Here is a 22,471-nt window from a genome sequence, read left to right as displayed (position 1 = left end):
CGCTCACCGGCCGGTCTCGCCGGCGCGGGCCTCACCGAGGAAGCCCGAGACCGCGTCGAGGACACGGGCGATGGTGGCCTCGTCGTGTGCGGACCCGCTGGGCAGGGAGATCCCGCGGGTGAACAGGTCCTCGCTGGTGCCGTTCGTGTACGCGGGGGCGTCGCGGTACACGGGCTGGAGGTGCATCGGCTTCCACAGCGGCCGGGCCTCGACGCCGGCCGCCGCGAGGTGGGCGATGAGCTGGTCCGCCGTCCACCCGGCCTCGGCGGGGTCCACGAGGATGGAGCTCAGCCAGTAGTTGTCGTGCGTCTGCCCGCGGTCCTCCGCGCCGTCCTCGCCACCGAAGACGGTGACGCCCGGGACGTCGGCGAAGAAGCGTCGGTAGTGCTGACGGATCTCGCGGCGGCGCTCGATCATGGAATCGAGGCGGTCGAGCTGGGCGCGGCCGAGCGCGGCGAGCAGGTTGGACAGGCGGTAGTTGTAGCCGATGTCCGTGTGCTCGTAGTGCACGACGGGCTGCCGCGCCTGCGTGGCGAGGTAGCGCGTGTGCTCTGCGACACCCGGGTCGTCGGTGAGGAGCATGCCGCCGCCGGAGGTGGTCATCACCTTGTTGCCGTTGAACGACAGGATGGCCGCGTCTCCGAAGCTGCCGGCCGGGCGCCCGCCGCGGTGGGCTCCGAGTGACTCCGCCGAGTCGGCGATGACGGGGATGGCCGCACGGTTCGCGATCCTGGCGATCCCCTCGTAGTCGGCGACCTTGCCCAGGAGGTCGACGGGCACGATCGCGGCAACGCGCCGGCCCTGCTCCCGCAGGTCGGTGAGCGCGTGGTCAAGGAGGTCGACGTCGATGTTGCCGGTGGCGTCGCACTCGACGAACACCGGCTGTGCCCCCGTGTACGCGATGGCGTTCGCCGTCGCGGCGAAGGTCATCGTCGCGGTCAGGACGAGGTCACCGGGCCGGACGCCGTAGTTGAGCAGGGCGAGGTGGAGCGCTGCGGTGCCGGAGGCCAGCGCGACGGCGTGCTTTCGGCCGGTGTACGCGGCCATCTCGCTCTCGAAGGCGTCGACCTCGGGGCCCAGCGGCGCTACCCAGCCGCCTCGCAGCGCCCTGATGACGGCGACCTCCTCCGCTGCGCCGGTGTCCGGTGGGGAGAGCAGGATTCGCTCCGTCAACGTGGCTGTCCCTTCATCGGTTGGGCAGTGTCTGCGCGGTCCGTGCACGATCGGCTCGCGGCTCGGGCGTGTGCCGCCCGAGCGTCTCCGGGGCCAGCGGAGGCACGGTGACGTGCGAGATCAGCGGGTGGTGCGACCGGACGCCGGTCTCGTTCTCGCTGAAGAGGTCCTCGTGCAGCTTCTCGTTCGGGCGCAGCCCGGTGAAGACGATCTCGATGTCCTGACCGGAGTGGGTGACCAGGCGTCGAGCCACGTCGAGGATCCGGACCGGCTCGCCCATGTCCAGGACGAGGACCTCCCCGTCGCTGCCGATCGCACCGGCCTGGATGACGAGCTCGCTCGCCTCGGGGATCGTCATGAAGTAGCGCGTCACGTCGGGGTGGGTCACGGTGATGGGACCACCGCGCTCAATCTGCTGGCGAAAGGTGTGCAGCATCGACCCGCGCGAACCGAGCACGTTGCCGAACCGCACCGACAGGTACGTCCCGCTGGCGTGCTGGCCGAACCAGGCGGTCAGCTGCTCGGCCAGGCGCTTGGTCCTGCCCAGCACGCTCGTCGGGTTCGCGGCCTTGTCGGTGGAGATGTTGACGAACTTCTCGACGCCGAACTCGGCCGAGAGCTCGAGGAGGTTCTGGGTGCCGACGACGTTCGTCTTCCAGCCCTCGTCCGGGTACTGCTCGAGCATGGGCAGGTGCTTGAGCGCAGCAGCGTGGAAGACGACCTGGGGGCGGTGTTCCTCGAAGATCTTCCGCAGGGCCGCCTTGTCCCGGATGCTCGCGAGCACCATGTCGGGGGTGTCGAGGAGTGCCTTGCCGTAGATCGAGAGCTGGACGCCGTGCAGCGCGGACTCGTCACGGTCGAGCAGGATGAGCTCCGCGGGGCCGAACTTGTGCACCTGGCGGGCGAGCTCGGAGCCGATGGAGCCGCCCGCACCCGTCACCAGGACGCGCTTGTCCGTGAGGTAGTCAGCGATCGAGCCGATGTCGGTGCTGACCTGGCGGCGGCCCAGGATGTCGGTGATGTCGACTTCCTTGACGTCACTGAGCTTCACCCGGCCGCCGAGGATCTGGCCGAGGGGCGGCAGGAGGAGGAACTTCATCCCCGAGCCCTCGACGATGTCCGCGACCTCCGCGATCATGCCCTTGCTTGCCGCCGAGATGGCGAGGATGACGGTGGTGACGTCACGTTCCTGAGCGCGGCGCACGATGTCGTCGCGGCCGCCGAGCACGGGCCGACCCAGCAGGTTGAGGTGGCGTTTGGCGGGGTTGTCGTCGATCAGCCCGACCACGCGGTACGGGGAGGAGGTGTCCATCTCGATGAGGCGAAGGAGCTGGTAGCCCGCGTCGCCCGCGCCGTAGATGAGGACGTTCTCGGTGTTCTCGGCGTTGACGGGCTTGGGCGTCCTCCACGCCCTGTACGCCCACCGCCCGGCGGCCATGAAGATGAGCGCGAACGGCGGCGCGAGCAGCGCGATGCTCCGCGGGAAGTTCGCCAGCCCTCCGATCGCGACGAAGGCGACGATGAGGATGAGCGCGACCACCACCATCGACAGCAGCAGACCGGGGCTCTCCTCGAAGCTCCCGAGCCGGTACCTGCCCCGGTAGAGCTTGAGCAGCGCACCCACACCGAGCTGTGTCAGGCACGCCAGTGCGGCGTACAGGAACACGGTGTTCCACTGCTCGACGCTGAGATAGAACTCGTAACGAGTACCAACGATAAGAGCGACGGCGATGCACCATGCGGCGCAGTCCCACAGCCCCACCAGGCTCCTTCGAGCCAGTGTCCCCCCGGACAAGTGATCTCCCCCTCTTGGCGTGCCTTGGAACCCCTGATGGAGCGGCATGCATCCCGGCGCCTGAAGGCGTCAGGCCTCAGGCAGCATACGCGACACTCGTTGCTTACTGTTCGCCGCGATCGCGCTGCGGGGGCGCGACAGCGCGCCGGGTGTCTCATCGGCACCCTGTCTCTCGCGTCGAGCACGGCGGGTGTCGATGGCGGCGAGCCCGAGGAAGAACCACAGCAGGCGGACGTCGTAGTAGTCGCCGGAGAACATGCTTGCGCCGGCGAGGTAGACGGCGGCGAGCGTGAAGTACAGGGCCGCGGGCGGCATCGGTCCGGGCCTGGTCGAGAGCAGGAACACGACGACGGCGAGGACGAGAAGCCCGGCACCGACGACGCCCCCCTCGGCCGCCGAGGCCATGAGGACGTTGTGCGGGTACTCGAAGCCCTGGTCCTTGCCGACGAGGCCGTAGTAGCCGTCGAGTCCGACGCCGACGAATGGCGAGCTCGAGAACAGCTCCCAGACCTGGGTGTAGATGGAGTCGCGCCCGGAGGAGTAACCGCTCTCGAAGGTCAGGACGACCCAACGCTGCCTCAGGGACTCGATGGTCTCCGCGCCGAGCAGAGGCGGAATGGCGGCTGCTGCAGCCACCCCGAGGAGCGTGAGGCGGGCGAGGACGTTGCCGCGCATGCGGCGCAGAATCGGCCAGGACCCGACGATGACGACGCCGACGAACGCGACCATTCCGCCGCGGGACCCCGACAGCACGGCGCCGAGGATGAACAGTGGCAGGAACCACAGCCACCGCGGCTGCGCGCGCTGCGAGGCGAGGTAGGTGACGGCGAGGGCAGCGAGGATCATGACGCGGACAAAGACGTTGGGACCGCCTCCGAAGGCGGCGTACCGGCCCTGGATGTCGGGGCCGGCGGCGACGGCTGCGAGGAAGTAGATGACGCCGGCGACGGCGAACCAGGTCCAGACCCTCTCGACGGTGTCGCGGGGCAGGCGCCCGACGCACGCCCATGCGAGGCCGACGAAGGCGCCCATGAAGCCGAGGTCGAGAAGGTTCTCAGCGACGCGTGCGGCTGGCGGCGCCCACATCGCGCTCGCAGCCATGAACCACAGCCAGCCGGCGAAGACGATCGCGCCGGGTCCGGAGCGAGTCACGGGGCTGGGTGCACGGTCGGTGGCGCGCCAGACGAGGAAGACGATCACCGCGATGGCCAGGCCTGCGAAGCGCAGGTCGAAGGCGGGCAGGGAGGGGTGCAGCCGCGCCAGGCTGAACCGGCCCCCGAGCAGACAGACGAACAGCACGAACAGGGCGAACCTGCCGAGCCGTGGTGACTCACTCATGGCCGCTCGCCCGCCGCCCCCGGATCGATGGGCCGTCGACCGCGCGCCACGATGCCGGTGACCAGCCCCCACTTCTCACTCAGGCAGGCTACCCGACGCCTCGCAGACAGGGTGGTGGCGACTGACTGCGCCCGGGGAGTGCACGTGGTCGAGCAGTCCGGCTGCGCACGCCGTGACAATCGCAGATCGGCGTCAGATGTAGTCTGCCAGCGCAGCCGATACTGCCCGGGCCTTGCTCCGGTGGATTGATGTCGGCTCCGCAACGCTCTACTTGGGGGGAATTTCATGGCTGTGGATCTTGCGGTTGTCGGGCTCGGGTACGTGGGCCTGCCGCTGGTGTTCGAGGCGGTGCATGCCGGCATGTCGGTGCGCGGCTACGACGTGAACCGGGGCGTTGTCGACGGCCTCAACGGGGGCGTCTCGCACATCGACGACCTGTCGGACGAGCAGATCGCAGACCTGGTCTCGCGCGGCTTCTCGGCGACGACCGACCCGGAGGTGCTGGCCGAGGCCAAGCACGTCGTCATCTGTGTCCCCACCCCGCTCGGCGAGGACGGCGGACCGGACCTAGGAGCGGTGCGTGCCGCGGTGACCGACATCGCCGCCCAGCTGCAGCGTGGTCAGGTCGTCGTCCTCGAGTCGACGACGTACCCCGGCACGACCGAGGAGATCGTCCAGCCGATGCTGGAGGCCGGTGGGCTCAAGGTAGGCACCGACTTCCACCTCGCGTTCTCACCCGAGCGGATCGACCCGGGCAACCCGACCTTCGGTGCGAAGAACACCCCGAAGGTCGTCGGAGGTGTGACGCCGGAGTCGACGGAGGCTGCCGCCGAGTTCTACGGCCGCATCGTCGACACGGTGGTGCGCACGAAGGGCACTCGCGAGGCCGAGATGGCCAAGCTGCTCGAGAACACCTACCGCCACATCAACATCGCGCTGGTCAACGAGATGGCCCGGTTCTGCCACGAGCTGGATATCGACCTGTGGGACGTCATCGACGCTGCGAAGACCAAGCCCTTCGGCTTCCAGGCCTTCTACCCGGGACCGGGCGTGGGTGGGCACTGCATCCCGATCGACCCGAACTACCTGTCGTACAACGTCCGTGCGCGCCTGGGCTACCCCTTCCGTTTCGTGGAGCTGGCCCAGGAGATCAACGCGACGATGCCCTCCTACGTGGTCAAGCGGGCGCAGGACATCCTCAACGAGGACGGCAAGGCGCTCCGCGGATCGACCGTCCTCCTCCTGGGTGTCACGTACAAGCCGAACATCGCCGACCAGCGCGAGTCCCCGGCCGTGCCGGTCGCCAAGCACCTGACGGACAAGGGCGCCACGGTGGTCTTCCACGACCCGCACGTCCAGACCTGGCACACGACCGGGACGCCGATGGAACGCGTCCCCGACCTGGAGCAGGCCGTGGCAGATGCGGACCTCGTCATGCTGCTGCAGCACCACCGCGACTACGACGTCGAGGCGCTCGCCGGGGGAGCCCAGCGCTTCTTCGACACGCGCGGTGTGGCGTCCGAGACCGAGAAGGTGTCGCGCCTGTGACCGCCGCCGCCAACGTGCTGTGGACGGCTGGGTGGGACTCGACCTACCGGGTCGCGGACCTCGTGTTCACGTACCGCAAGCCGGTTCGACCGCACTACGTCAAGGACTGGCGCCGCGCCTCCACGCGGCTGGAGATGCTGCGGCAGCAGGAGATCCGGGAGGAGATCGCCCGGATCGACCCGGACGCGGCGCGGCTCCTCCTGCCGACCGTCGTCCACCACTATGACGACATCCCGGCCGACCCCGCTGCGCGCAAGCAGCACGAGGGAGCCCGTCAGCTCGGGTTTCTCGGGACTCAGTACCTGTTCCTCACGGCGATGGCCCGCTCGTCCGGCCTGACCAACCTCGAGATCGTTGCCCATCGGGACGACAACGCGGTGCGGTTGCTCGAGGGGAACGTCCGGTTCCAGGACGATGACGCCGGCGGCTACCACGAGCTCGTGCCGCAGCCGACGAAGCCCGCGCTGGAGCTGTTCCGTCCGTTCCGCTTCCCGGTTTTCGACATGACGAAGATCGAGATGGGCGAGCGCGCGGCGGCCGCCGGCTTCGGCCAGGTCATGGAGCTGACCTGGTTCTGCCACTACCCGACCCTCGGGGGCAAGCCGTGCGGCGTCTGCAACCCCTGTCGGTACACGCGTGAGGAGGGCCTGGGGCGACGCGTTCCCGGTGCCACGCGGGCTCGCCTGGTGGCACACATGGTCAACCGCAAGACCGGAGCGGTCGCGCGGCGGATCGGGCACAAGATCGGCCGCTGTACCTAGCGGTACGCCGGTGGCGGTACGGCGTGACCGCGGAACGCGCGTGAGACGGACGCGCTGCGGTCACTCGTGCCGACGTCGTGCGTCTCCTCAGCCGCCGGCGACGGCGTCGCGCATCTGCTCCAGCGCCCGGCGCAGGACCGGGCGGGGCGTCGCGAAGACGAAGCGCGCGAACCCCTCGCCGGCCTCCCCGCAGGAGGACCCGTCGGTCAGGGCCACCCCCGCCTCGCGACGGAAGAACGTCGCGGGCCCGCCGGGCAGGTCGAGGTCGCGGCAGTCGAGCCAGGCGATGTACGTGCCCTCCACCGGGCTGACCCGCAGGCCCGGGATCCCCCCGGCCAGCTCGAGGAGCAGGTCGCGGTTGCCGCGCAGGTAGCCCACGACGTCGGCGAGCCAGTCCTGGCACTCGCTGTAGGCGGCCGTGGCCGCCCGGGCGCCGAGGAGGCCGACGGTGTCCCCGGTGTCGGCGGCGTACGGGGCGAAGGCGGCGACGTCGTCGGGGTTGGACAGGACCATCTGCCCGCACTTGAGGCCGGGCACGTTCCACCCCTTCGAGGCGGCGACGGCGGTGACCGTGTGGCCCGCGGTGCGCTCGTCGAGCGAGGCGTAGGGGATGTGCGGGCGGTCGTCGAGCACGAGCGGGGCGTGGATCTCGTCGGAGAACACCCGCCCACCGTGGCGGTCGACCACCGCGGCCACCTCCGCGAGCTCCTCGCGCGTGAGCACGCGGCCCACCGGGTTCCACGGGTTGCACAGGACGAGCAGCCCCGCCCCGGCGGCGAACGCGGCGTCGATGCCGGCGAGGTCGAGACGGTAGCGGCCGTCGTCGTCGAGGATCGAGGGCACCTCGACGACCTCCCGGTCGAGCGCGGGGACCACGGTGAGGAACGGCATGTAGGCGGGCGTGGGGACGATGACGGGGGAGCCCGGCGGGGTGAAGCGCTGGACGGTGACGCGCAGGACGGACAGGACGTCGGGCAGGAGGAAGACGTGCTCCTCGGGCACCTGCCAGCCGAAGGTGCCCGCCATCCAGTCGGACGTGGCGCGGGCGGTGGTGGCGCGGTCGGCCGAGGGGAGGTAGCCCATGGCCTGGGAGTCGGCCGCGGCGCGCACGACGTCGGCGATCTGCGGCGCGACGCCGAAGTCCATCTCGGCGATGAAGGCACCGATGGCGTCGGGGAACAGCGTCCACTTCACACTCCCCGCGGCGCGGAGCTGGTCGACGGTGATCTCGTCGAAGCGGTGCACTGGTCCTCCGGTCTCCTCGGGTGGTCGGCTGTCACGAGGCTATACGGCCGGGCTCCCCGCTCCCGCCCTCCCTCTTTTCCGCCGTTCGGGCGACCCGGGATCAAGGTCCCAGGGCGCCACGGGAACGTCTTCTACTGTCGCCAACAGCGACGCCGGGGGGAGTCGCCCCCGACGAAGGAGGACGCCGATGGGGCTCGACCAGGACGCCGACCAGGTCACCGGCATGGGCGGATCGGCGCTGTGGCGGCTCACGGTCATGGCCCAGCAGGCGGCGCTCCAGGGTCGGCTGCGCGAGCTCATCGCCGTCGACGACGGGATCGGCGAGGCGCTCTAGACCGGGTCGCCGGACAGCGGGACGACGAACGGCCCGCACCACCGCGGGGTGGCACGGGCCGCCGACGGGGATCCTCAGCGGGTCCAGGTCCCGCAACCGTTGGAGTAGAAGCCCTTGTCGCCCGGAGCGATCGTCACGACGGGTGAGCTCTGCCCGAAGTCGTTGGTGATGATGTCGTCGAACGAGCCGCTGAACGCGGACATGCGCTCCCAGTAGCAGCTCGTGCCGCCGGGGGCGCGATAGGTGCCGGGGGCGATGTGCCCGCCCACCACGTAGGTGCCGTCCTGGAAGCCGGTGGCGAGCGGGGACTGGTAGGTTGCTCCGACCGCTGCCCACGAGCCGCAGTTGCTCGAGCGGAAACCGGCGTCGGAGGCGTCGATCGTGACGATCGTGCGGCCGCCGAAGTCGTTGGTGATGATGTCGTCGAGCTCACCGCTGAACCCGGACAACCGCTCCCAGTAGCAGAGGCTGCCGCTCGAGGCGCGGTAGGTGCCCGGCTTGATGCCGGAGCCCACCCGGTGGGTGCCGTCGCGGAAGGCCACGGGCACCGGCGCGGGGGGCGCGGGGGTGCGGCGGATGCCGAGGCTGTCGGTGCCGTCGCCGTTCCAGTCGCCGACGAGGGTGGTGTCGGTGGTGCGGCCGTAGACGACGGTGCGGTCGGCGTTGCCGGGGCGGATCTCGTTGGCGACGAAGTACTGGGCGCCGCGGCGCACGGCGAACGTGTCCCTCCGGTCGCCGTTCCAGTCGCCGACGTACACGTCGTCACCGGCGCGCCCGTACACCGCGACCTTGTCGGCGCGGCCGGGGGTCATGGAGTTCTTCACGTGGTACTCGGCGCCGCGGCGCACGGCGAAGGTGTCCTTGCCGTCGCCGTTCCAGTCCCCGACGAGGACGGTGTCACCAGCGCGTCCGTAGACGACCTGCTGGTCGGCCGGGCCACCCGACATCGAGTTCTTCACGTGGTAGACGGCGCCGCGGCGGACCGCGAAGGTGTCCTTGCCGTCCCCGTCCCAGTCGCCGACGAGGACGACGTCGCCCGGACGGCCGTAGGTGACGACCCGGTCTGCCGGCCCGCCGCTGTTGGAGTTGCGGATGTGGAAGGTGGCGCCGCGGCGCAGCGCGAGGGTGTCGGTGCCGTTACCGTCCCAGTCGCCGACGTAGACCTCGTCGGTCGCGCGGCCGTAGGTGAACTTCGTGTTGGCCTGGGCCGAGAAGGTGTCGGAGAGGTGGAACTCCGAGCCCGAGCCGCCGACCTCACCGCCCTTCGCGAGTGCGGAGGGTGCCGCCACGACGGCGAGCGATGCGGTCAGCAGAGCGGCGGCCGCTCCAGCGCCGAGACGGCGCACAGTGGTGTTCATCCGATTGTCCCATCGAGGTCGTCAGGTGCCCTTCCCTGGGCACTGCGCAGAAGTTAGCGCCTGACACCGACGTCGGGAGGTGGTTTGGTGACGCCGGTTCGATGGTGCCCGGCGCGTGCGGCCGTCGGCGTGCGACCGTGCCTCAGCGCCGCGCGAGCGGGACGCTCTCCTCGGTCCGGGAGAGCTTGTGCGGGTTGCGGACGTAGTAGATCCCGGTGATCCGGCCGTCCTCCACCTGGGCCGTGAAGACGCCGTCGAGCTCGCCGTCCATGGTGACGAGGAGGGCCGGCTGGCCGTTGACGGCCGCGTGCTCCGCGGCGAGGACGCCGCCCGCCTTGCGGATGCCGCCGAGGAAGAGCCGGGCCACCTTCTCCGCCCCGCGGACCGGGTTGGGCACCGCCTGGCGCACCCCACCACCGTCGGCGAGGACGACGACGTCGGGAGCGAGGACGTCCATGAGCGCCTGGACGTCGCCCGTCTCGATCGAGATCTTGAACGCCTCCAGCGCTCGTCGGCTCTCGGTCTGGGTCGTGGGCCGACGGGGCCGGCGCGCCCTCACGTGGGTGCGGGCGCGGTGGGCGACCTGCCGGACGGCCTCGGGGGACTTCCCGACGGCGTCGGCGATCTCGTCGTAGCCGAATCCGAACGTCTCGCGCAGGACGAACACGGCCCGCTCGGTGGGGGAGAGCGTCTCGAGCACGACCATGAGCGCCATCGAGACGCCCTCCGCGAGCAGGACGTCCTCCGCGACGTCGGGTGAGGTGAGCAGCGGTTCGGGCAGCCACTGCCCGACGTACTCCTCCCGGCGCCGGCGCACGGTGCGCAGCCGGTTGAGCGCCTGCCGGGTGGCGATCCGCACGAGGTAGGCGCGCCGGTCGCGGACGTCGGCGAGGTCCACGCCGACCCACCGCAGCCAGCTCTCCTGCAGCACGTCCTCGGCGTCGCCGGCCGAGCCGAGGATCTCGTAGGCCACGGTGAAGAGCAGGTTGCGGTGGGTGACGAAGGTGTCGGTCGCCTCGTCGGTGGACTCGTCGGTCACGGTCGACCTCCCTGGCCGGGTGTCCTCAGTCTGCCCGGGTCGCCGCGGCTGCGGCGGTGTGGTCCGCGACCCTCCGCGCCCGGCGCGGGTCGTGGACGGTGGTGAGGGAGGCGATGAGGCCGGGGTAGCGCGCGACCATGCCGAGCGAGGCGAGGTTGCCGGCGGTGACGGACTCCTTGAGCCACGCGCCGAGCCGGCCTCCGACGTAGACCGGGGTCGCGGTGTCGTCGCGCCGGGAGAGCTGCAGGATGCCGGCCCGGCGGCCGAGGCTGAGGCACTGCCCGGGCATGGGCACGGAGAAGCGGGTGGGCTCCTCGCCGGCCACCCGCCGCAGGACCGTGGCCGCTGCGTGGGCACCGAGCGGCAGGGCTGCCGCGCAGCTCATCCGGTAGGCAAGGCCCGACGGCGCGGCGGAGTCACCCGCGGCGACGACGCGCTCGTCGTCGACGCTGGTGAGCGTCTCGTCGGTGAGCACGCGACCGACGGCGTCGGTGCTCAGGCCGCTGCGGGCGGCGAGGTCCGGGACGCCGAAGCCGGCGGTCCACACGGTGACCGCGCTCGGCAGCTCCCGCCCGTCGGACAGGTGGACCGAGCGGGAGGTGACGGCACCGACCGTGACGCCCTCGAGCAGGGTGACGCCGAGCCGCTCGAGCTGTCGCCGGACCTCACGCCGCGCGCCCGGGTGGAGGTAGGTGCCGACCTCGCCGCGGGTGACCACGGTGACCGGGCGCCCGGTCTCCGCCAGCTCGGCCGCCGTCTCGATCCCGGTGGCGCCCCCGCCGACCACGACGAGCGGCTCCGCGGGGCTCGTGGCGGCGAGCGAGTGCTGGAGTGCCTGCGCCTGCTCCAGCGTGCTCAGCGGATGGGCGTGCCCGCTCGCCCCGGGGACGGGGGACGGCGCGCTGTGGCTGCCGACGGCGTAGACGAGGTAGTCGTACCGGGCGGCGGCGCCGCTGTCGAGCACGAGCGTCCGGGACGGGAGGTCGACCCTCGTCACCGTGTCGACGGTGAGCCGCACGGTGGGGGCGAGGACGTCGGCGAAGTCGGTGACGGCGTCGTGCGTGCCCGCGGTGCGCTGGTGGAGCCGGATCCGCTGGACGAAGGTGCTGCGCGGGTTGACCAGGGTGACCTGGAGGTTCGGGGCCGTGCTGAGCCGGTTCGCGGCGACGACGCCGGCGTACCCGCCGCCGACGACCACCACGTCTGTCGTGCGTGTCATGTCCACTCACTCCTCGGAGGTCCTCATCGGGTTGTGCTCACCAGACACCGCGGGCGGGCAGGACGTGACAGCACCTCAGTGGATGCCGAAGGAGTGGACGACGTGCGGGGTGTCCACGAGGGTGTGCGGCGCGAGGGCGTGGTAGGCCCACACGTGGACCCACGCGTTGCCGGTGCGCACGGTGAGGTGGGTCTTGATCATTCCCGGGGCGAAGTACGTGAGGAGCAGGAAGATCCCGGACACGAGCGCGTCCCTGGGCGAGGTGAGCACCGTCCAGGCGTCCCACACGTGCATGGCGGCATAGGTCAGCCCTCCCAGGATCACGGTCGCCGTCGCGGAGCCGGTGAGCCTGAGGTAGCGCGGCACGAGGATCGCGTAGATGAAGACCATCGCCGGCAGGACCGCCCCGGCGAGGTAGAGGAGGAAGGTCAGGGGCGCACCGAGCACCAGCTGACTGGGTTCCAGGTCGACGATCCCCGGGTCGAGGGCGAGGACCTGGAAGGCGAGCTCGAGGAGCAGGACGACGACGATGACGAGGAGGTCGCCGCGCCGGTCGGTCGAGCGCAGGCCCAGCGCGAGGGCCGAGTAGCGCCGCCGGAACCAGAGGAGCGGGACGACGGCGTAGACGAGGAGGTTGTAGCCCGCCCAGGTGAGGATCTCGGCCGGCTCGACGACGGCGTGCGTGCCGTAGATGCTCCCCGCGACGTGCAGCGCGAACGGGTGCCAGCCGAGCGCCCGGGCGAGGAGGAAGCCACCGGCCAGGCCGAGCGCGCCGTAGCCGAGGAGCAGGAGCGTCTCCCGCAGCGACGTCGTCCGGTCGGGAGCGCGGGCAGCGAGGTCCGGGCGTGCACGGCGCCGGGTGAGGAGGTGGACCACCCCCATGAGCAGGAGCACCTGGACCAGCGCGAGGTTGGCGTCCAGGAGGTCCTGACCCACCGAGCCGGCGGGCCGCGCGGGCCAGTCGAAGGGGCGGCGCTCCACCGTGAGGGTGACCCACGCGTTCGCCGTCACCCAGCCGGTGGCGGCGATGACGAGGCTGCGCCGGGCGACCCGGCGCGCGGCGGGCGGCGCGGGCGTCGGCGGAGGGGGCGCGGGGGTGGCGGTGCGCTGGGCGGGACGGTTGGCGTGGTCCACGACGCCTCCTCGGTCGGAGGAGCTAGCACGACTGTGTCAGATCGCCCAAAGTATCACGACCGTGCTACAAAGGGCAGGTGCCGAGAGTCGTCGATGTCGAGGAACGCCGCCGGGAGCTGGGTGAGGCGGTGTGGCGCGTGGTCCGCCGCGACGGCCTCGCCGAGGCGTCCGTCCGGACCGTCGCCCGGGAGGCCGGCCTGTCCACCGGCTCGCTGCGGCACTACTTCAGCACCCAGACCGACCTGCTCGTCTTCGCGATGCGTCTGGTCGTGGGACGCGTCCAGGAGCGGGTCGCCGCTGCGCACCGCCCGCCGGACGTCCGGGAGGCCGCCGTCGCCGTCCTCGGCGAGCTCCTGCCCCTCGACGCGGAGCGGCGGGCGGAGAACGAGGTCTGGCTCGCGTTCACCGCCCGCGCGCTCGTCCAGCCCGAGCTGCGTGAGCTGCGCGAGGAGGCCTACACCGCCCTGTGGGACGGCTGCCTCCAGTGGGTGCGCCGGCTGCTCCCGGCCGACGCCGCGGCCGAGGACGTCGAGCTCGAGGCGCACCGGCTGTTCGCGCTCGTCGACGGCCTCGCCGTGCACGCCGCCGTCAACCCGCGGCACGCCACCCCCGAGCGGCTGGTGGAGGTGCTGCGCCGGCACCTCGACGGCGTCGGCCGCCCCTGAGCCTCAGCCGAGGTCCGCGCGCCGCAGCACCCATGCGCGGTGGACGCGCAGGAACGCGACGAACGCGGCGAGGGCCGCGGTGGCGTTGAAGACCATGCGCGAGGCCCAGTGCCAGGTCTCGAACTCGCGGGCGACCTGGACGAGGTAGTCGGCGGAGTGCACCGCCGTGCCCTCGACGAAGAGGATCTCGTTGCGCGGCCAGAAGAACAGCACCGAGGCGATGCCCTCGCACACGACCATCGCGAGGCTGAGTGCGACCCAGCCGCGGGCGTCGCGCTGGCGCCACGTCGTGACGAGCGCGGCCGCGCCGAAGGCCCAGGTGGCCATGCCGAACGGCGGGAAGAAGTCGCTCGGCCCGGTGACGGAGAGGAAGTCCATCGTCAGGGCGAGGGAGTCGGGCGGGTCGGCGAAGACGTTGGGGTAGACCATCAACGTCTCGAGCAGGATCGCGCCGAGGAGCAGGATCATCACCCACGTGTAGGCGATGAGGGCCGGCAGGCGCAGCCGGGTGAGGGTCGTCGGGCGGGTGGCGGTGTCGGTTGTCATGGACGGTGACGCTACGGACGGGCAGGCCGCCCGACGTCGGCCTCCTGCCGACTCCCGTGCCGTCACACGGCGACTCCGGACGTCGCGCCGGGGCGAGGTCCGGGAGAGCGTCCGACCCTCAGCGGCGCCGGACGTCGCCCGCCGGGAGCCACACCCCGATCGTCTGCCGCCGCGTGTCGTGCAGCTCGACGAGGACCGTGCGCCCCGACCACGCCCACACCACCGTCTCGACGAGCTGGACGCCGTCCGTCGCCCACTCCACCCGCGCCGTCACCTCCACCGGGACGTCGCACGCCACCTGGGCGTTGCGCGCGGGGATCGGCTGCTCGTTCGCGATCGGCTGCCAGGAGCCCGCGTGGGCGTCCCACGAGAGGAGCTGCTGCGTCACCTCTCCATGGTCTCCCCGCGGTCCGACGCCGGCAGGGGAGAGGGCTACCTCTGGTGCAACGCCGCACGTAGGACTAGGTTTCTCGACATCCGTGCAGTGCGCGGCACGACCGGGCACAGCACTCCGACGGCGGCGCCACCCCACGTGCGGGGGGTAGCGCCGCCGTCGTCCTTCCCGCTTGTGCGCCTGCCCGGCGGAGGCGACGCTGGCACCTGGCCGGAACGAGCCAGGACCGCCCCAGGGCGGCGCGAGCGAAGAGGAGCACCATGCGCGGAGTTGTCATGCACGCGGCCGGGGACGTCAGGGTCGAGGACCTGCCGATGCCCACGGTCACCGAACCGACCGACGCCGTCATCCGACTCGCGGCCACCTGCGTGTGCGGCTCTGACCTGTGGCCCTACCGCGGCGCCGACGAGATCCGCCGCCCCCGGCCGATGGGCCACGAGTACGTCGGCATCGTCGAGGCGGTGGGCTCCGACGTCATGACGGTGAAGCCGGGCGACTTCGTCGTCGGCTCCTTCATCGCCTCGGACAACACGTGCGAGATCTGCCGCTCGGGTTACCAGTCCGGCTGCGTCCACCGCGTCGGCATGAGCGGCGCCCAGGCCGAGTACCTGCGCGTGCCGCTCGCCGACGGCACGCTCGTCGCCACCCCGGGACAGCCCGAGGCCGAGCTCGTCCCCAGCCTCCTCGCCGCCTCCGACGTGCTCGGCACCGGGTGGTTCGCGGCCGCGGCCGCGCAGGCCGGGCCGGGCAAGACGGTCGCCGTCGTCGGCGACGGCGCCGTCGGGCTGCTCGGGGTGCTCGCCGCCCGCGAGATGGGCGCCGAACGGATCATCGCCTTCAGCCGGCACGCCGACCGGCAGGCACTGGCCCGGGAGTTCGGCGCCACCGACATCGTCACCGAGCGCGGCGACGATGGCGCCGCAGTCGTCAAGGAGATGACCCACGGCCTCGGTGCCCACTCGGTCATCGAGGCGGTCGGCACCCAGGAGGCCATGCTCCAGGCGATCAACTCCACCCGGGCGGGCGGGCACGTCGGCTTCGTCGGCGTCTCCCACGACGTCGAGATCCCCGGCAGGCTCCTCTTCGGCTCCCACGTCGCCCTCCACGGAGGCCCCGCGCCCGTGCGCCGGTACCTGCCCGAGCTCATCGACCTCATCCGGCAGCGGCGCATCGACCCGGGCAAGGTCTTCGACCTCGCGCTCCCGCTCGAGGACGCCGCCGAGGCCTACCGGGCAATGGACGAGCGCCGCGCGATCAAGGCGTTGCTGCAGGTCTGAGGCGGTCGGGCGCCCCGGCGCAGAGCCGGGGCGGGCGAGGTCGCCCACCCGGAACCCTCCCGCCGGGGCACCGACCGGACTAGCGTGGCGCCACCCGACAAGGAGGCCGCCATGCAGATCAAGCACACCCTCGTCGTCCTGGACGCCGCCGACGTGGAGAGCGAGAGCCGCTTCTGGGCGGGGGTGCTGGGAGGCACCGTCGAGGCCGACGGCGACTGGCACGAGATCGTCGTCGACGGCAAGCCGTGCGTCGCCGTCCAGCTCGCACCCGAGCACGTCCCCCCGCAGTGGCCCGACGGCGAGCCCCAGCAGATCCACCTCGACCTGTGGATCGACGACATCACCGAGGGGCACGAGCACGTGATGGCCCTGGGCGCCCGCCTGCTCAAGGCCGCCGAGAACGGCAACGGGGCCGACACCTTCCAGGTGTACGCCGACCCGGCGGGACACCCCTTCTGCCTGTGCTGGTGAGGCAGCAGGTCGTCGCCGCCCCGGACTCCTTCAAGGGAAGTCTCACCGCCCGCGAGGCGGCCGAGGCGATGGTGCGCGGCGCACGGTGCGCCCTCGGCCCCGGCGCGTCCGTCTCGGCGGTCCCGATGGCCGACGGCGGGGAGGGCACCCTCGACGCGCTCCTCGCCGCGTGGGACGGGCGCGAGCACCACGTCGAGGTCCACGACGCCCTCGGCCGGCGTCGCACCGCCCGGTACGGGCTGAGCGCCGACTCGCGCACCGCCGTCATCGAGGCGGCCGAGGCCAACGGCCTGCCCCACGTGCGCGACGTGCCGCCCCGGCCGCTGCACGCCGACTCCGCCGGGGTGGGCGAGCTCGCCCGCGCCGCGCTCGACGCCGGCGCCGAGGAGGTCCTCCTGTGCATCGGCGGCTCGGCCACGACGGACGGCGGCGCCGGTGTGCTGCGCGCGCTGGGCGCCCGGTTCCTCGACGCCGCCGGGAACCCGGTCCCACCCGGCGGGGGAGGGCTCGCCGCGATCGAGCGGATCGAGCTCGACGACCTCCACCCGCGGGCGCGGCGGGTGCGCTGGCGCATCGCCGTCGACGTCGACAACCCGCTCGTCGGCCGGCGCGGGGCTGCGGCCGTGTTCGGCCCGCAGAAGGGTGCCGGCCCCGACGACGTCGCGACCCTCGACGCCGGGCTCGCCCACCTCGCCGGTCGGCTGGCCCGCGCTACCGGCGTCCCGGAGCGATGGCTGCGCGAGACGCCCGGCACCGGCGCCGCCGGCGGGCTGCCCGCCGCGCTGTGCGCGGTGCTCGGGGCGCAGGTCCTGCCCGGCTCGCGGCTCGTGGCCGACGCCGTCGACCTGCGCGCCGCGCTCGCCGGTGCCGACATCGTCCTCACCGGGGAGGGCAGCCTGGACGGACAGTCGCTGCACGGCAAGGTCGTCGACCGGGTGCGGGAGTGCGCGCCGGAGGGGGCGGCGGTCGTCGTCCTCGCCGGACGGGTCGCCCTCACCGCGCAGGAGGTCGCCGCCGCCGGGCTCACCGCCGCCGTGTCCATCGCCCCCGGGCCCGCGACCGAGGAGGAGCTGCGGGCGGACGCGGCACCGCTGCTCGCCGAGGCGGCGGAGTCCGTCTGCCGCCTCCTCGCCCACCGTCCCGCCGAATCCGACCGCTGACCGACCGCTGACCACCTCGTGCGAAGGAGCACCCCGTGATCGACGTCCTCGTCCTCGTCCTACTCGTCGCGGCCATCGTCTACATGACGGCCAGGCTGAAGATCTCCCCGTTCCTCGCGCTCCTCGGCGCCGCGGTCGTCGGCGGCTTCGCGTTCGGGCTGCCGACCGCGGACATCATCCCGACGATCCTCACGAGCTTCGGCAACACGATGGGCAACATCGGCCTCGTCATCCTCTTCGGGACGATGATCGGGCTCGTCCTCGAGCGCTCGGGCGCCGCGATCTCCATGGCCGACGCCCTCATCCGGGTGCTCGGCACGCGGTTCCCCAACCTCACGATGAGCGTCATCGGCTACGTCGTCGCCATCCCGGTGTTCTGCGACTCCGGTTTCATCATCCTCAACTCCCTGCGCAAGGCGATCACCGTGCGGGCCCGCGTCTCACCCGTGGCCATGTCGGTCGCGCTCATGACCGGCCTGTACGCCACCCACACCATCGTCCCGCCCACTCCCGGGCCGCTCGCGGCGGCGAGCGAGCTCGGCGTCGTCGACAACCTCGGCCTCGTCATCGGGCTGGGTCTGCCCGTGGCGGCGTTCGCGGCCGGAGCCGCGCTCCTCTTCGCCAGCGCGCTGCGCAACCGCTACGTCGAGCTCGAGCCGCAGACCGAGGAGGAGGCACGCAACGAGCGGACCTACGAGGAGATGCGCGCCGAGTACGGCACGCTGCCCTCCGCGCTCGCCTCGTTCCTGCCGATCCTCGTGCCGATCGTCCTCATCTGCCTCGCCTCGGTCGCCTCGCTGCCCGGCGCCCCGCTCGGGGACGGCGCGCTCGCCACCACCGTGCGCTTCGTCGGGGCGCCCGTCATCGCCCTCGTGATCGGTTTCGCGCTCGGCGTCGCGCTGCTCCGGGGGAAGGGCAGACTCGAGCAGCTCAACTCGATCGTCACCGGCTCGATCACCGTGGCCGCGCCGATCCTCCTCATCACCGCCGCCGGCGCCGCGTTCGGTGGCGTCCTCGGCGCGAGCGCCCTCACCGACGTCATCACCGAGCACCTCACCACCCTTGGCCTGGGCGTCTTCGTCCCCTTCGTCATCGCCGCCGCCCTCAAGACGGCGCAGGGCTCCTCGACCGTCGCGATCATCACGACCGCCGCGCTCGTCGCCCCGCTGCTCGACACCCTCGGGCTGCCGGGCTCCACGGGCGCGGCGCTCGCGGTCCTCGCCGTCGGCGCCGGGGCCATGGTCGTGTCCCACGCCAACGACTCCTACTTCTGGGTCGTCTCCCAGCTCAGCCGCATCCCCGTCGCCACGGCCTACCGCACGCTGACCCCGGCGACGGCGATCGAGGGTGTCGCCGCCATCCTCGCGACGTGGGTGCTCAGTCTGATCGTGCTCTAGCCGGGTCCGGCCGCCGTCCCGACCGGCGGGCCGTCAGGTGTCCTCAGCCCTCGACGACGGGGCTGAGGGGGCGGGCGGCGAGGAAGGTCTCGAGGACCTGGGCGACGCCGTCTTCCTCGACGGGAGGGGCGAGGTACGGCGCCGCGGCGCGGGCCTCGTGGTGCCCGTCGTGCATGGCGAAGCCGTGGCCGGCCCAGCGGAGCATCTCGACGTCGTTGGGCATGTCCCCGAAGGCGACGACGTCCGCCCGGTCGATGCCGCGGGCGCGCGCGTGCTCGGCGAGGGTCGAGGCCTTGGTGACGCCCACCGGCCCGAGCTCGAGCAGCGGCCGGGCGACGCCGGAGCGGGTGACGCTCACGACGTGCCCCGCCTCGGCGCGGCCGGTCGCGAGCATCTCGTCCGGGTCGGACGCGGGGCTGCGGACGAGGATCTTGATGACGTCCGCGACGTCGAGGAGCTCGCCGAGGGAGGCGGCCTCGGTGACGGGCGGCCCCTCCGGGGTCAGTCCCTCGCGCCGACCGCGTGCGGGGGCCTGCGCGAAGCCCGGCCCGACGAGCAGCTCCCCGGGCGTCTCGACGGCGAAGACGGCGTCGGGGAACGCCGCGGTGAAGCGCTCGACCGCCTCGCCGAGGTGCTCGGGCGGGATCGCCCTCACCTCGATCGGCTCCAGCGACCCGGCGTCGACGACCATCGCCCCGTTGGCGGCGATGACCGGACCGGTGAGCCCTGTCGCCTCGACCACCGGCGGCAGCCACCGGGGCGGGCGGCCGGTGACGAGGACGACCTCGATGCCGTGCTCGACGTACCGCTGCAGCGCGGCGCGGGTGCGGGGGCTCACGGTGCCACCGTGCGGCACGATCGTGCCGTCGATGTCGCTGGCGACCAGGCGGGGGACGATCTCAGGCCAGGGCTTCACGGCACTCCTCGGCTCGACGGTAAGGCTCTGCCCCACGTTACGTCGCCGGCCGTGACGTAGCTGTCCGCGATCCTCGGGTGGAGAGTGCCCACAGGCCCGACGCGTCTTCCCTAGTCTGAGCCCATGCTTGCCCCCGGTGTGAACCCTCTGCTCCCCGCCTCGTACGACGTGGTGTGGACACTCGTGCTGGTCGCGTTCCTCGTCGCCGCCGTCCTCGTCGTGGCGGCGGCGATCAAGGTCCTGCGCCGGCGCACGGTCGGTGAGCAGGTGGTCGCGTCTGCGAAGGCGCTCACCGACCTCCACGAGGCCGGCGAGATCAGCGACGAGGAGTACGAGCGGCGCCGGAGCCGGCTGCTCGACCGGCTCTGACGCCGGCGCACGGCGTGCCCGTGCGCTGAGCACGTCCCAGCTCGCCGCCGGGGAGGTGGCGTCCACGGGCCGTGGACGCCACCTCGCGCGGGTCAGGACGTGAAGGTCTGGCTCCAGATCTCGGTGCCGTCGGCGTTCTTGTAGACGTAGGTGGCGGCCTGGTCCGGGCCGACGCCCAGGGATCCATGGCCGGGAACACCGCGGTCTCGCAGAGCTCCTTGAGCTCGCCCGCCATGGCGTCGAGCTCGGTCGCGGCCGCCTGGCCGTCCACAGGCTGCGCGTAGGTGTAAGGGCACCTGGTGAACGGGAGCCGCCCGCTCCCGGCAGAGGTGCGAGGATGCCCGCCATGCGTAGTGACCGGTGGATCGACGTGGCCCGCGGGGCCGGCCTGCTCTCGCCGTCGGGCGCCGTCGCGCCGACGATCTTCGCCGAGATGTCCGAGCTCGCGACCCGCACCGGGGCGGTCAACCTCGGCCAGGGCTTCCCGGACGTCGACGGCCCGGAGCACCTCAAGGAGGCCGCCGTCGCCGCGATCCGTGACGGCTTCAACCAGTACCCGCCCGGCCCGGGCATCCCGCAGCTGCGCGAGGCGGTCGCGGCCCACCAGGCCCGCCACTACGGCCTCGCCGTCGACCCGGACACCGAGGTGCTCGTCACCGCCGGCGCCACCGAGGCCATCGCGGCGACGATCCTCGCGCTCGCCGGCCCGGGGGACGAGGTGCTCACCCTCGAGCCCTACTACGACTCCTACGCCGCCTCGATCGCGATGGCCGGCGCGACCCACCGCACCGTCGCCCTGCGGCCCGGCCCGGACGGCTTCCACCTCGACCCCGACGACGTGCGCGCCGCGTTCTCCGAGCGCACCCGGCTCGTCCTCGTCAACACCCCGCACAACCCCACGGGCACCGTCCTCACCACCGAGGAGCTCACCCTCCTCGCGGAGCAGGCGGCTGCCCGCGACGCCGTCATCGTCACCGACGAGGTCTACGAGCACCTCACCTACGACGGCGCCCGCCACGTCCCGCTCGCCACCCTGCCCGCGGCGGCCGGGCGCACGCTGACGATCTCCTCGGCCGGCAAGACGCTGTCCTTCACCGGCTGGAAGGTCGGCTGGCTGCACGGCCCGGCCGAGCTCGTCACCGCCGTGCGCACCGTCAAGCAGTTCCTCACCTACGTCGCCTCCGGCCCGTTCCAGCACGCCGTCGCCACGGCGCTCGCCGACGAGGACGGGCGCACGGGGGAGTACGTCGGCGGGCTCGCGACCTCGCTCGCCTCGCGGCGCGACCTGCTCTCCGGCGCGCTCGACGCCGCCGGCTTCGCCACCGTCCGCCCGGCCGGCACCTACTTCGTCGTCGCCGACGCCGCGCCGCTCGGCTTCACCGACGCCGTCGACCTGTGCCGCCGCCTGCCCGAGCTCGCCGGCGTCGTCGGCATCCCGGTGACCGCGTTCTGCGCCGCAGGCTCCCCGACGGCGAAGGCCCTCGGCTCGTGGGTGCGCTTCACCTACGTCAAGCAGGAGAGCGTCCTGGAGCGCGCGGCGCAGGGCCTGGCGCGACTGCGGGGCTGAGCGTTTGCGGGACGGCACCACTCGGCGTCGAGTCGGGCGTATGGTTCGGTGTCGTGCCCAGGATCTCCGCGGCGACCGTCGCCGAACACAGAGCGGCGCGCGAGCGTGCCCTGCTCGACGCTGCGCACGCCATCCTCCTCGAGACGGGGGAGCCGCCCAGCCTCTCCGACGTCGCCGGGCGCGCCGGCCTCGCCCGTACGAGCGCCTACCAGTACTTCGGCTCCAAGCGCGAGCTCCTGCAGGCGATGGTGCGCGACGTCTACCCGCGGTGGACCGAGCGCATCCGCGCGGCGATGGCCGCAGCGCCGACCGACGCCGACCGCATCATCGCCTACGCGGTCGCCAACCTCGACCTCGTGGACGAGGGGGCCCACGCCGTCGGTAGCGCGCTCGCCGCGCTCGAGCCGGGGGAGGCGCTCGACGAGCAGGCCGCCCTCATGCACCGCGAGGTCCAGGGGCCGCTCATCGCCGCCCTGGCCGCGCTCGACGTCGAGGCGCCGGACGAGGTCGCCGAGCTCGTCAACGCCGTCGTGCACGGCGCCACGCTCCTCCTGGAGTCGGGAAAGGGGCGCGACGTCGCCGTCGCCCGCCTCTGTGCCGTCCTCGGACCGCTGGTCCGCGAGCTCGGGGGCAGCGGCCGCCCGGTCTGACCAGGCACCTTGTGCAGGGACGGCTTTTGTGGACACAATGTCGACATCATTCCGACATGGTGTCGACATCCTGGCGCGGGCGCAGCGCCCGCAGCGGTGCCGGTCGCCAGCAACA

Annotated in this window: 22 protein-coding genes; 11 read left to right on the top strand and 11 right to left on the bottom strand. The window is 72.4% G+C overall.

Annotated features, from left to right (window positions below):
* Positions 1-3 precede the first annotated feature (3 nt).
* From FE251_RS11480 to FE251_RS11470, 3 genes are all read right to left on the bottom strand, one after another.
* A complete protein-coding gene (locus FE251_RS11480; RefSeq protein WP_139948840.1) occupies positions 4-1,173 on the bottom strand; it encodes an aminotransferase class I/II-fold pyridoxal phosphate-dependent enzyme in 1,170 nt (389 codons plus the stop codon).
* Between the two features lie 13 nt (positions 1,174-1,186).
* Positions 1,187-2,935: a polysaccharide biosynthesis protein gene (locus FE251_RS11475; RefSeq protein ID WP_230976411.1), complete on the bottom strand. Its 1,749-nt coding sequence runs from the start codon at positions 2,933-2,935 to the stop codon at positions 1,187-1,189.
* A 102-nt stretch (positions 2,936-3,037) separates the two neighbouring features.
* Entirely contained in the window at positions 3,038-4,306 is a 1,269-nt protein-coding gene (locus tag FE251_RS11470) for an O-antigen ligase family protein (RefSeq protein ID WP_139948838.1), read from the bottom strand.
* Positions 4,307-4,591: 285 nt separating this feature from the next.
* Between FE251_RS11470 and FE251_RS11465 the strand changes: the two genes are divergently transcribed.
* Together FE251_RS11465 and FE251_RS11460 are read left to right on the top strand one after the other, a co-directional pair.
* Positions 4,592-5,854 carry a nucleotide sugar dehydrogenase gene (locus tag FE251_RS11465; RefSeq protein ID WP_139948837.1) on the top strand — a complete coding sequence of 421 codons (1,263 nt, stop codon included), beginning with the start codon at positions 4,592-4,594 and terminating at the stop codon, positions 5,852-5,854.
* The gene (locus FE251_RS11460; RefSeq protein WP_139948836.1) at positions 5,851-6,615 is read left to right on the top strand and encodes an adenine nucleotide alpha hydrolase family protein; all 765 of its coding nucleotides are present in this window, start codon (positions 5,851-5,853) and stop codon (positions 6,613-6,615) included. Before FE251_RS11465 ends, FE251_RS11460 begins: the two co-directional genes overlap by 4 nt.
* Before the next feature lie 87 nt (positions 6,616-6,702).
* On the opposite strand, the gene FE251_RS11455 is transcribed toward FE251_RS11460, so the two are convergent.
* Complete coding sequence (locus FE251_RS11455) at positions 6,703-7,860, bottom strand: MalY/PatB family protein (protein WP_230976410.1); 1,158 nt, start codon at positions 7,858-7,860, stop codon at positions 6,703-6,705.
* 187 nt (positions 7,861-8,047) lie between these two features.
* Between FE251_RS11455 and FE251_RS15560 the strand changes: the two genes are divergently transcribed.
* On the top strand, positions 8,048-8,194 hold the full coding sequence (locus tag FE251_RS15560) for a hypothetical protein (RefSeq protein ID WP_168202719.1): 147 nt from the start codon (positions 8,048-8,050) through the stop codon (positions 8,192-8,194).
* Between the two features lie 74 nt (positions 8,195-8,268).
* Here the strand turns inward: FE251_RS15560 and FE251_RS15555 are convergent, their stop codons facing one another.
* The 4 genes from FE251_RS15555 to FE251_RS11435 all read right to left on the bottom strand — a co-directional run bounded on the left by FE251_RS15555 (position 8,269) and on the right by FE251_RS11435 (position 12,944).
* Entirely contained in the window at positions 8,269-9,552 is a 1,284-nt protein-coding gene (locus FE251_RS15555) for a hypothetical protein (protein WP_168202718.1), read from the bottom strand.
* Positions 9,553-9,694: 142 nt separating this feature from the next.
* Entirely contained in the window at positions 9,695-10,591 is an 897-nt protein-coding gene (locus tag FE251_RS11445) for an RNA polymerase sigma-70 factor (protein ID WP_139948835.1), read from the bottom strand.
* 25 nt (positions 10,592-10,616) lie between these two features.
* Positions 10,617-11,810: an NAD(P)/FAD-dependent oxidoreductase gene (locus tag FE251_RS11440; protein ID WP_139948834.1), complete on the bottom strand. Its 1,194-nt coding sequence runs from the start codon at positions 11,808-11,810 to the stop codon at positions 10,617-10,619.
* A 75-nt stretch (positions 11,811-11,885) separates the two neighbouring features.
* Complete coding sequence (locus FE251_RS11435; protein WP_179954756.1) at positions 11,886-12,944, bottom strand: hypothetical protein; 1,059 nt, start codon at positions 12,942-12,944, stop codon at positions 11,886-11,888.
* A 77-nt stretch (positions 12,945-13,021) separates the two neighbouring features.
* On the opposite strand from FE251_RS11435, the gene FE251_RS11430 reads away from it, so the two are divergent.
* A complete protein-coding gene (locus FE251_RS11430; RefSeq protein WP_139948833.1) occupies positions 13,022-13,609 on the top strand; it encodes a TetR/AcrR family transcriptional regulator in 588 nt (195 codons plus the stop codon).
* Positions 13,610-13,612: 3 nt separating this feature from the next.
* On the opposite strand, the gene FE251_RS11425 is transcribed toward FE251_RS11430, so the two are convergent.
* On the bottom strand, positions 13,613-14,155 hold the full coding sequence (locus FE251_RS11425) for a hypothetical protein (RefSeq protein ID WP_139071369.1): 543 nt from the start codon (positions 14,153-14,155) through the stop codon (positions 13,613-13,615).
* 118 nt (positions 14,156-14,273) lie between these two features.
* Positions 14,274-14,543 carry a hypothetical protein gene (locus FE251_RS11420; RefSeq protein ID WP_139948832.1) on the bottom strand — a complete coding sequence of 90 codons (270 nt, stop codon included), beginning with the start codon at positions 14,541-14,543 and terminating at the stop codon, positions 14,274-14,276.
* Positions 14,544-14,809: 266 nt separating this feature from the next.
* Here FE251_RS11420 and FE251_RS11415 point away from each other — a divergent pair, with 266 nt between their 5' ends.
* From FE251_RS11415 to FE251_RS11400, 4 genes are all read left to right on the top strand, one after another.
* A complete protein-coding gene (locus tag FE251_RS11415; protein ID WP_139948831.1) occupies positions 14,810-15,826 on the top strand; it encodes a zinc-dependent alcohol dehydrogenase family protein in 1,017 nt (338 codons plus the stop codon).
* A 111-nt stretch (positions 15,827-15,937) separates the two neighbouring features.
* Positions 15,938-16,297 carry a VOC family protein gene (locus FE251_RS11410; protein WP_139071366.1) on the top strand — a complete coding sequence of 120 codons (360 nt, stop codon included), beginning with the start codon at positions 15,938-15,940 and terminating at the stop codon, positions 16,295-16,297.
* Positions 16,294-17,457 carry a glycerate kinase gene (locus tag FE251_RS11405; RefSeq protein ID WP_330998291.1) on the top strand — a complete coding sequence of 388 codons (1,164 nt, stop codon included), beginning with the start codon at positions 16,294-16,296 and terminating at the stop codon, positions 17,455-17,457. The genes FE251_RS11410 and FE251_RS11405 overlap by 4 nt, the downstream gene beginning before the upstream one ends.
* A gap of 35 nt (positions 17,458-17,492) precedes the next feature.
* Positions 17,493-18,854, top strand: a complete 1,362-nt coding sequence (locus FE251_RS11400; protein ID WP_139948829.1) for a GntP family permease — start codon at positions 17,493-17,495, stop codon at positions 18,852-18,854.
* Between the two features lie 43 nt (positions 18,855-18,897).
* On the opposite strand, the gene FE251_RS11395 is transcribed toward FE251_RS11400, so the two are convergent.
* Complete coding sequence (locus FE251_RS11395) at positions 18,898-19,770, bottom strand: HAD family hydrolase (protein ID WP_168202717.1); 873 nt, start codon at positions 19,768-19,770, stop codon at positions 18,898-18,900.
* A 138-nt stretch (positions 19,771-19,908) separates the two neighbouring features.
* Here FE251_RS11395 and FE251_RS15550 point away from each other — a divergent pair, with 138 nt between their 5' ends.
* The 3 genes from FE251_RS15550 to FE251_RS11385 all read left to right on the top strand — a co-directional run bounded on the left by FE251_RS15550 (position 19,909) and on the right by FE251_RS11385 (position 22,356).
* Positions 19,909-20,139 carry an SHOCT domain-containing protein gene (locus FE251_RS15550; RefSeq protein WP_168202716.1) on the top strand — a complete coding sequence of 77 codons (231 nt, stop codon included), beginning with the start codon at positions 19,909-19,911 and terminating at the stop codon, positions 20,137-20,139.
* Between the two features lie 346 nt (positions 20,140-20,485).
* Complete coding sequence (locus tag FE251_RS11390) at positions 20,486-21,706, top strand: aminotransferase class I/II-fold pyridoxal phosphate-dependent enzyme (protein WP_139949329.1); 1,221 nt, start codon at positions 20,486-20,488, stop codon at positions 21,704-21,706.
* A gap of 53 nt (positions 21,707-21,759) precedes the next feature.
* Positions 21,760-22,356 carry a TetR/AcrR family transcriptional regulator gene (locus FE251_RS11385; protein WP_139948828.1) on the top strand — a complete coding sequence of 199 codons (597 nt, stop codon included), beginning with the start codon at positions 21,760-21,762 and terminating at the stop codon, positions 22,354-22,356.
* The last annotated feature ends 115 nt before the right edge of the window (positions 22,357-22,471 follow it).

The sequence above is a fragment of the Georgenia wutianyii genome (genome assembly GCF_006349365.1).
Taxonomy (GTDB): Bacteria; Actinomycetota; Actinomycetes; order Actinomycetales; family Actinomycetaceae; genus Oceanitalea; species Oceanitalea wutianyii.
Note: the sequence above shows the minus strand (reverse complement) of the source record. Positions and strands in the feature narration are given on the sequence as shown.

Coding starts and splice junctions, on each gene's coding strand:
- FE251_RS11470 (WP_139948838.1), bottom strand. CDS start 4,306: ATGAGTGAGTCACCACGGCTCGGCAGGTTCGCCCTGTTCGTGCTGTTC.
- FE251_RS11465 (WP_139948837.1), top strand. CDS start 4,592: ATGGCTGTGGATCTTGCGGTTGTCGGGCTCGGGTACGTGGGCCTGCCG.
- FE251_RS15560 (WP_168202719.1), top strand. CDS start 8,048: ATGGGGCTCGACCAGGACGCCGACCAGGTCACCGGCATGGGCGGATCG.
- FE251_RS15555 (WP_168202718.1), bottom strand. CDS start 9,552: ATGAACACCACTGTGCGCCGTCTCGGCGCTGGAGCGGCCGCCGCTCTG.
- FE251_RS11440 (WP_139948834.1), bottom strand. CDS start 11,810: ATGACACGCACGACAGACGTGGTGGTCGTCGGCGGCGGGTACGCCGGC.
- FE251_RS11425 (WP_139071369.1), bottom strand. CDS start 14,155: ATGACAACCGACACCGCCACCCGCCCGACGACCCTCACCCGGCTGCGC.
- FE251_RS11415 (WP_139948831.1), top strand. CDS start 14,810: ATGCGCGGAGTTGTCATGCACGCGGCCGGGGACGTCAGGGTCGAGGAC.
- FE251_RS11410 (WP_139071366.1), top strand. CDS start 15,938: ATGCAGATCAAGCACACCCTCGTCGTCCTGGACGCCGCCGACGTGGAG.
- FE251_RS11390 (WP_139949329.1), top strand. CDS start 20,486: ATGCGTAGTGACCGGTGGATCGACGTGGCCCGCGGGGCCGGCCTGCTC.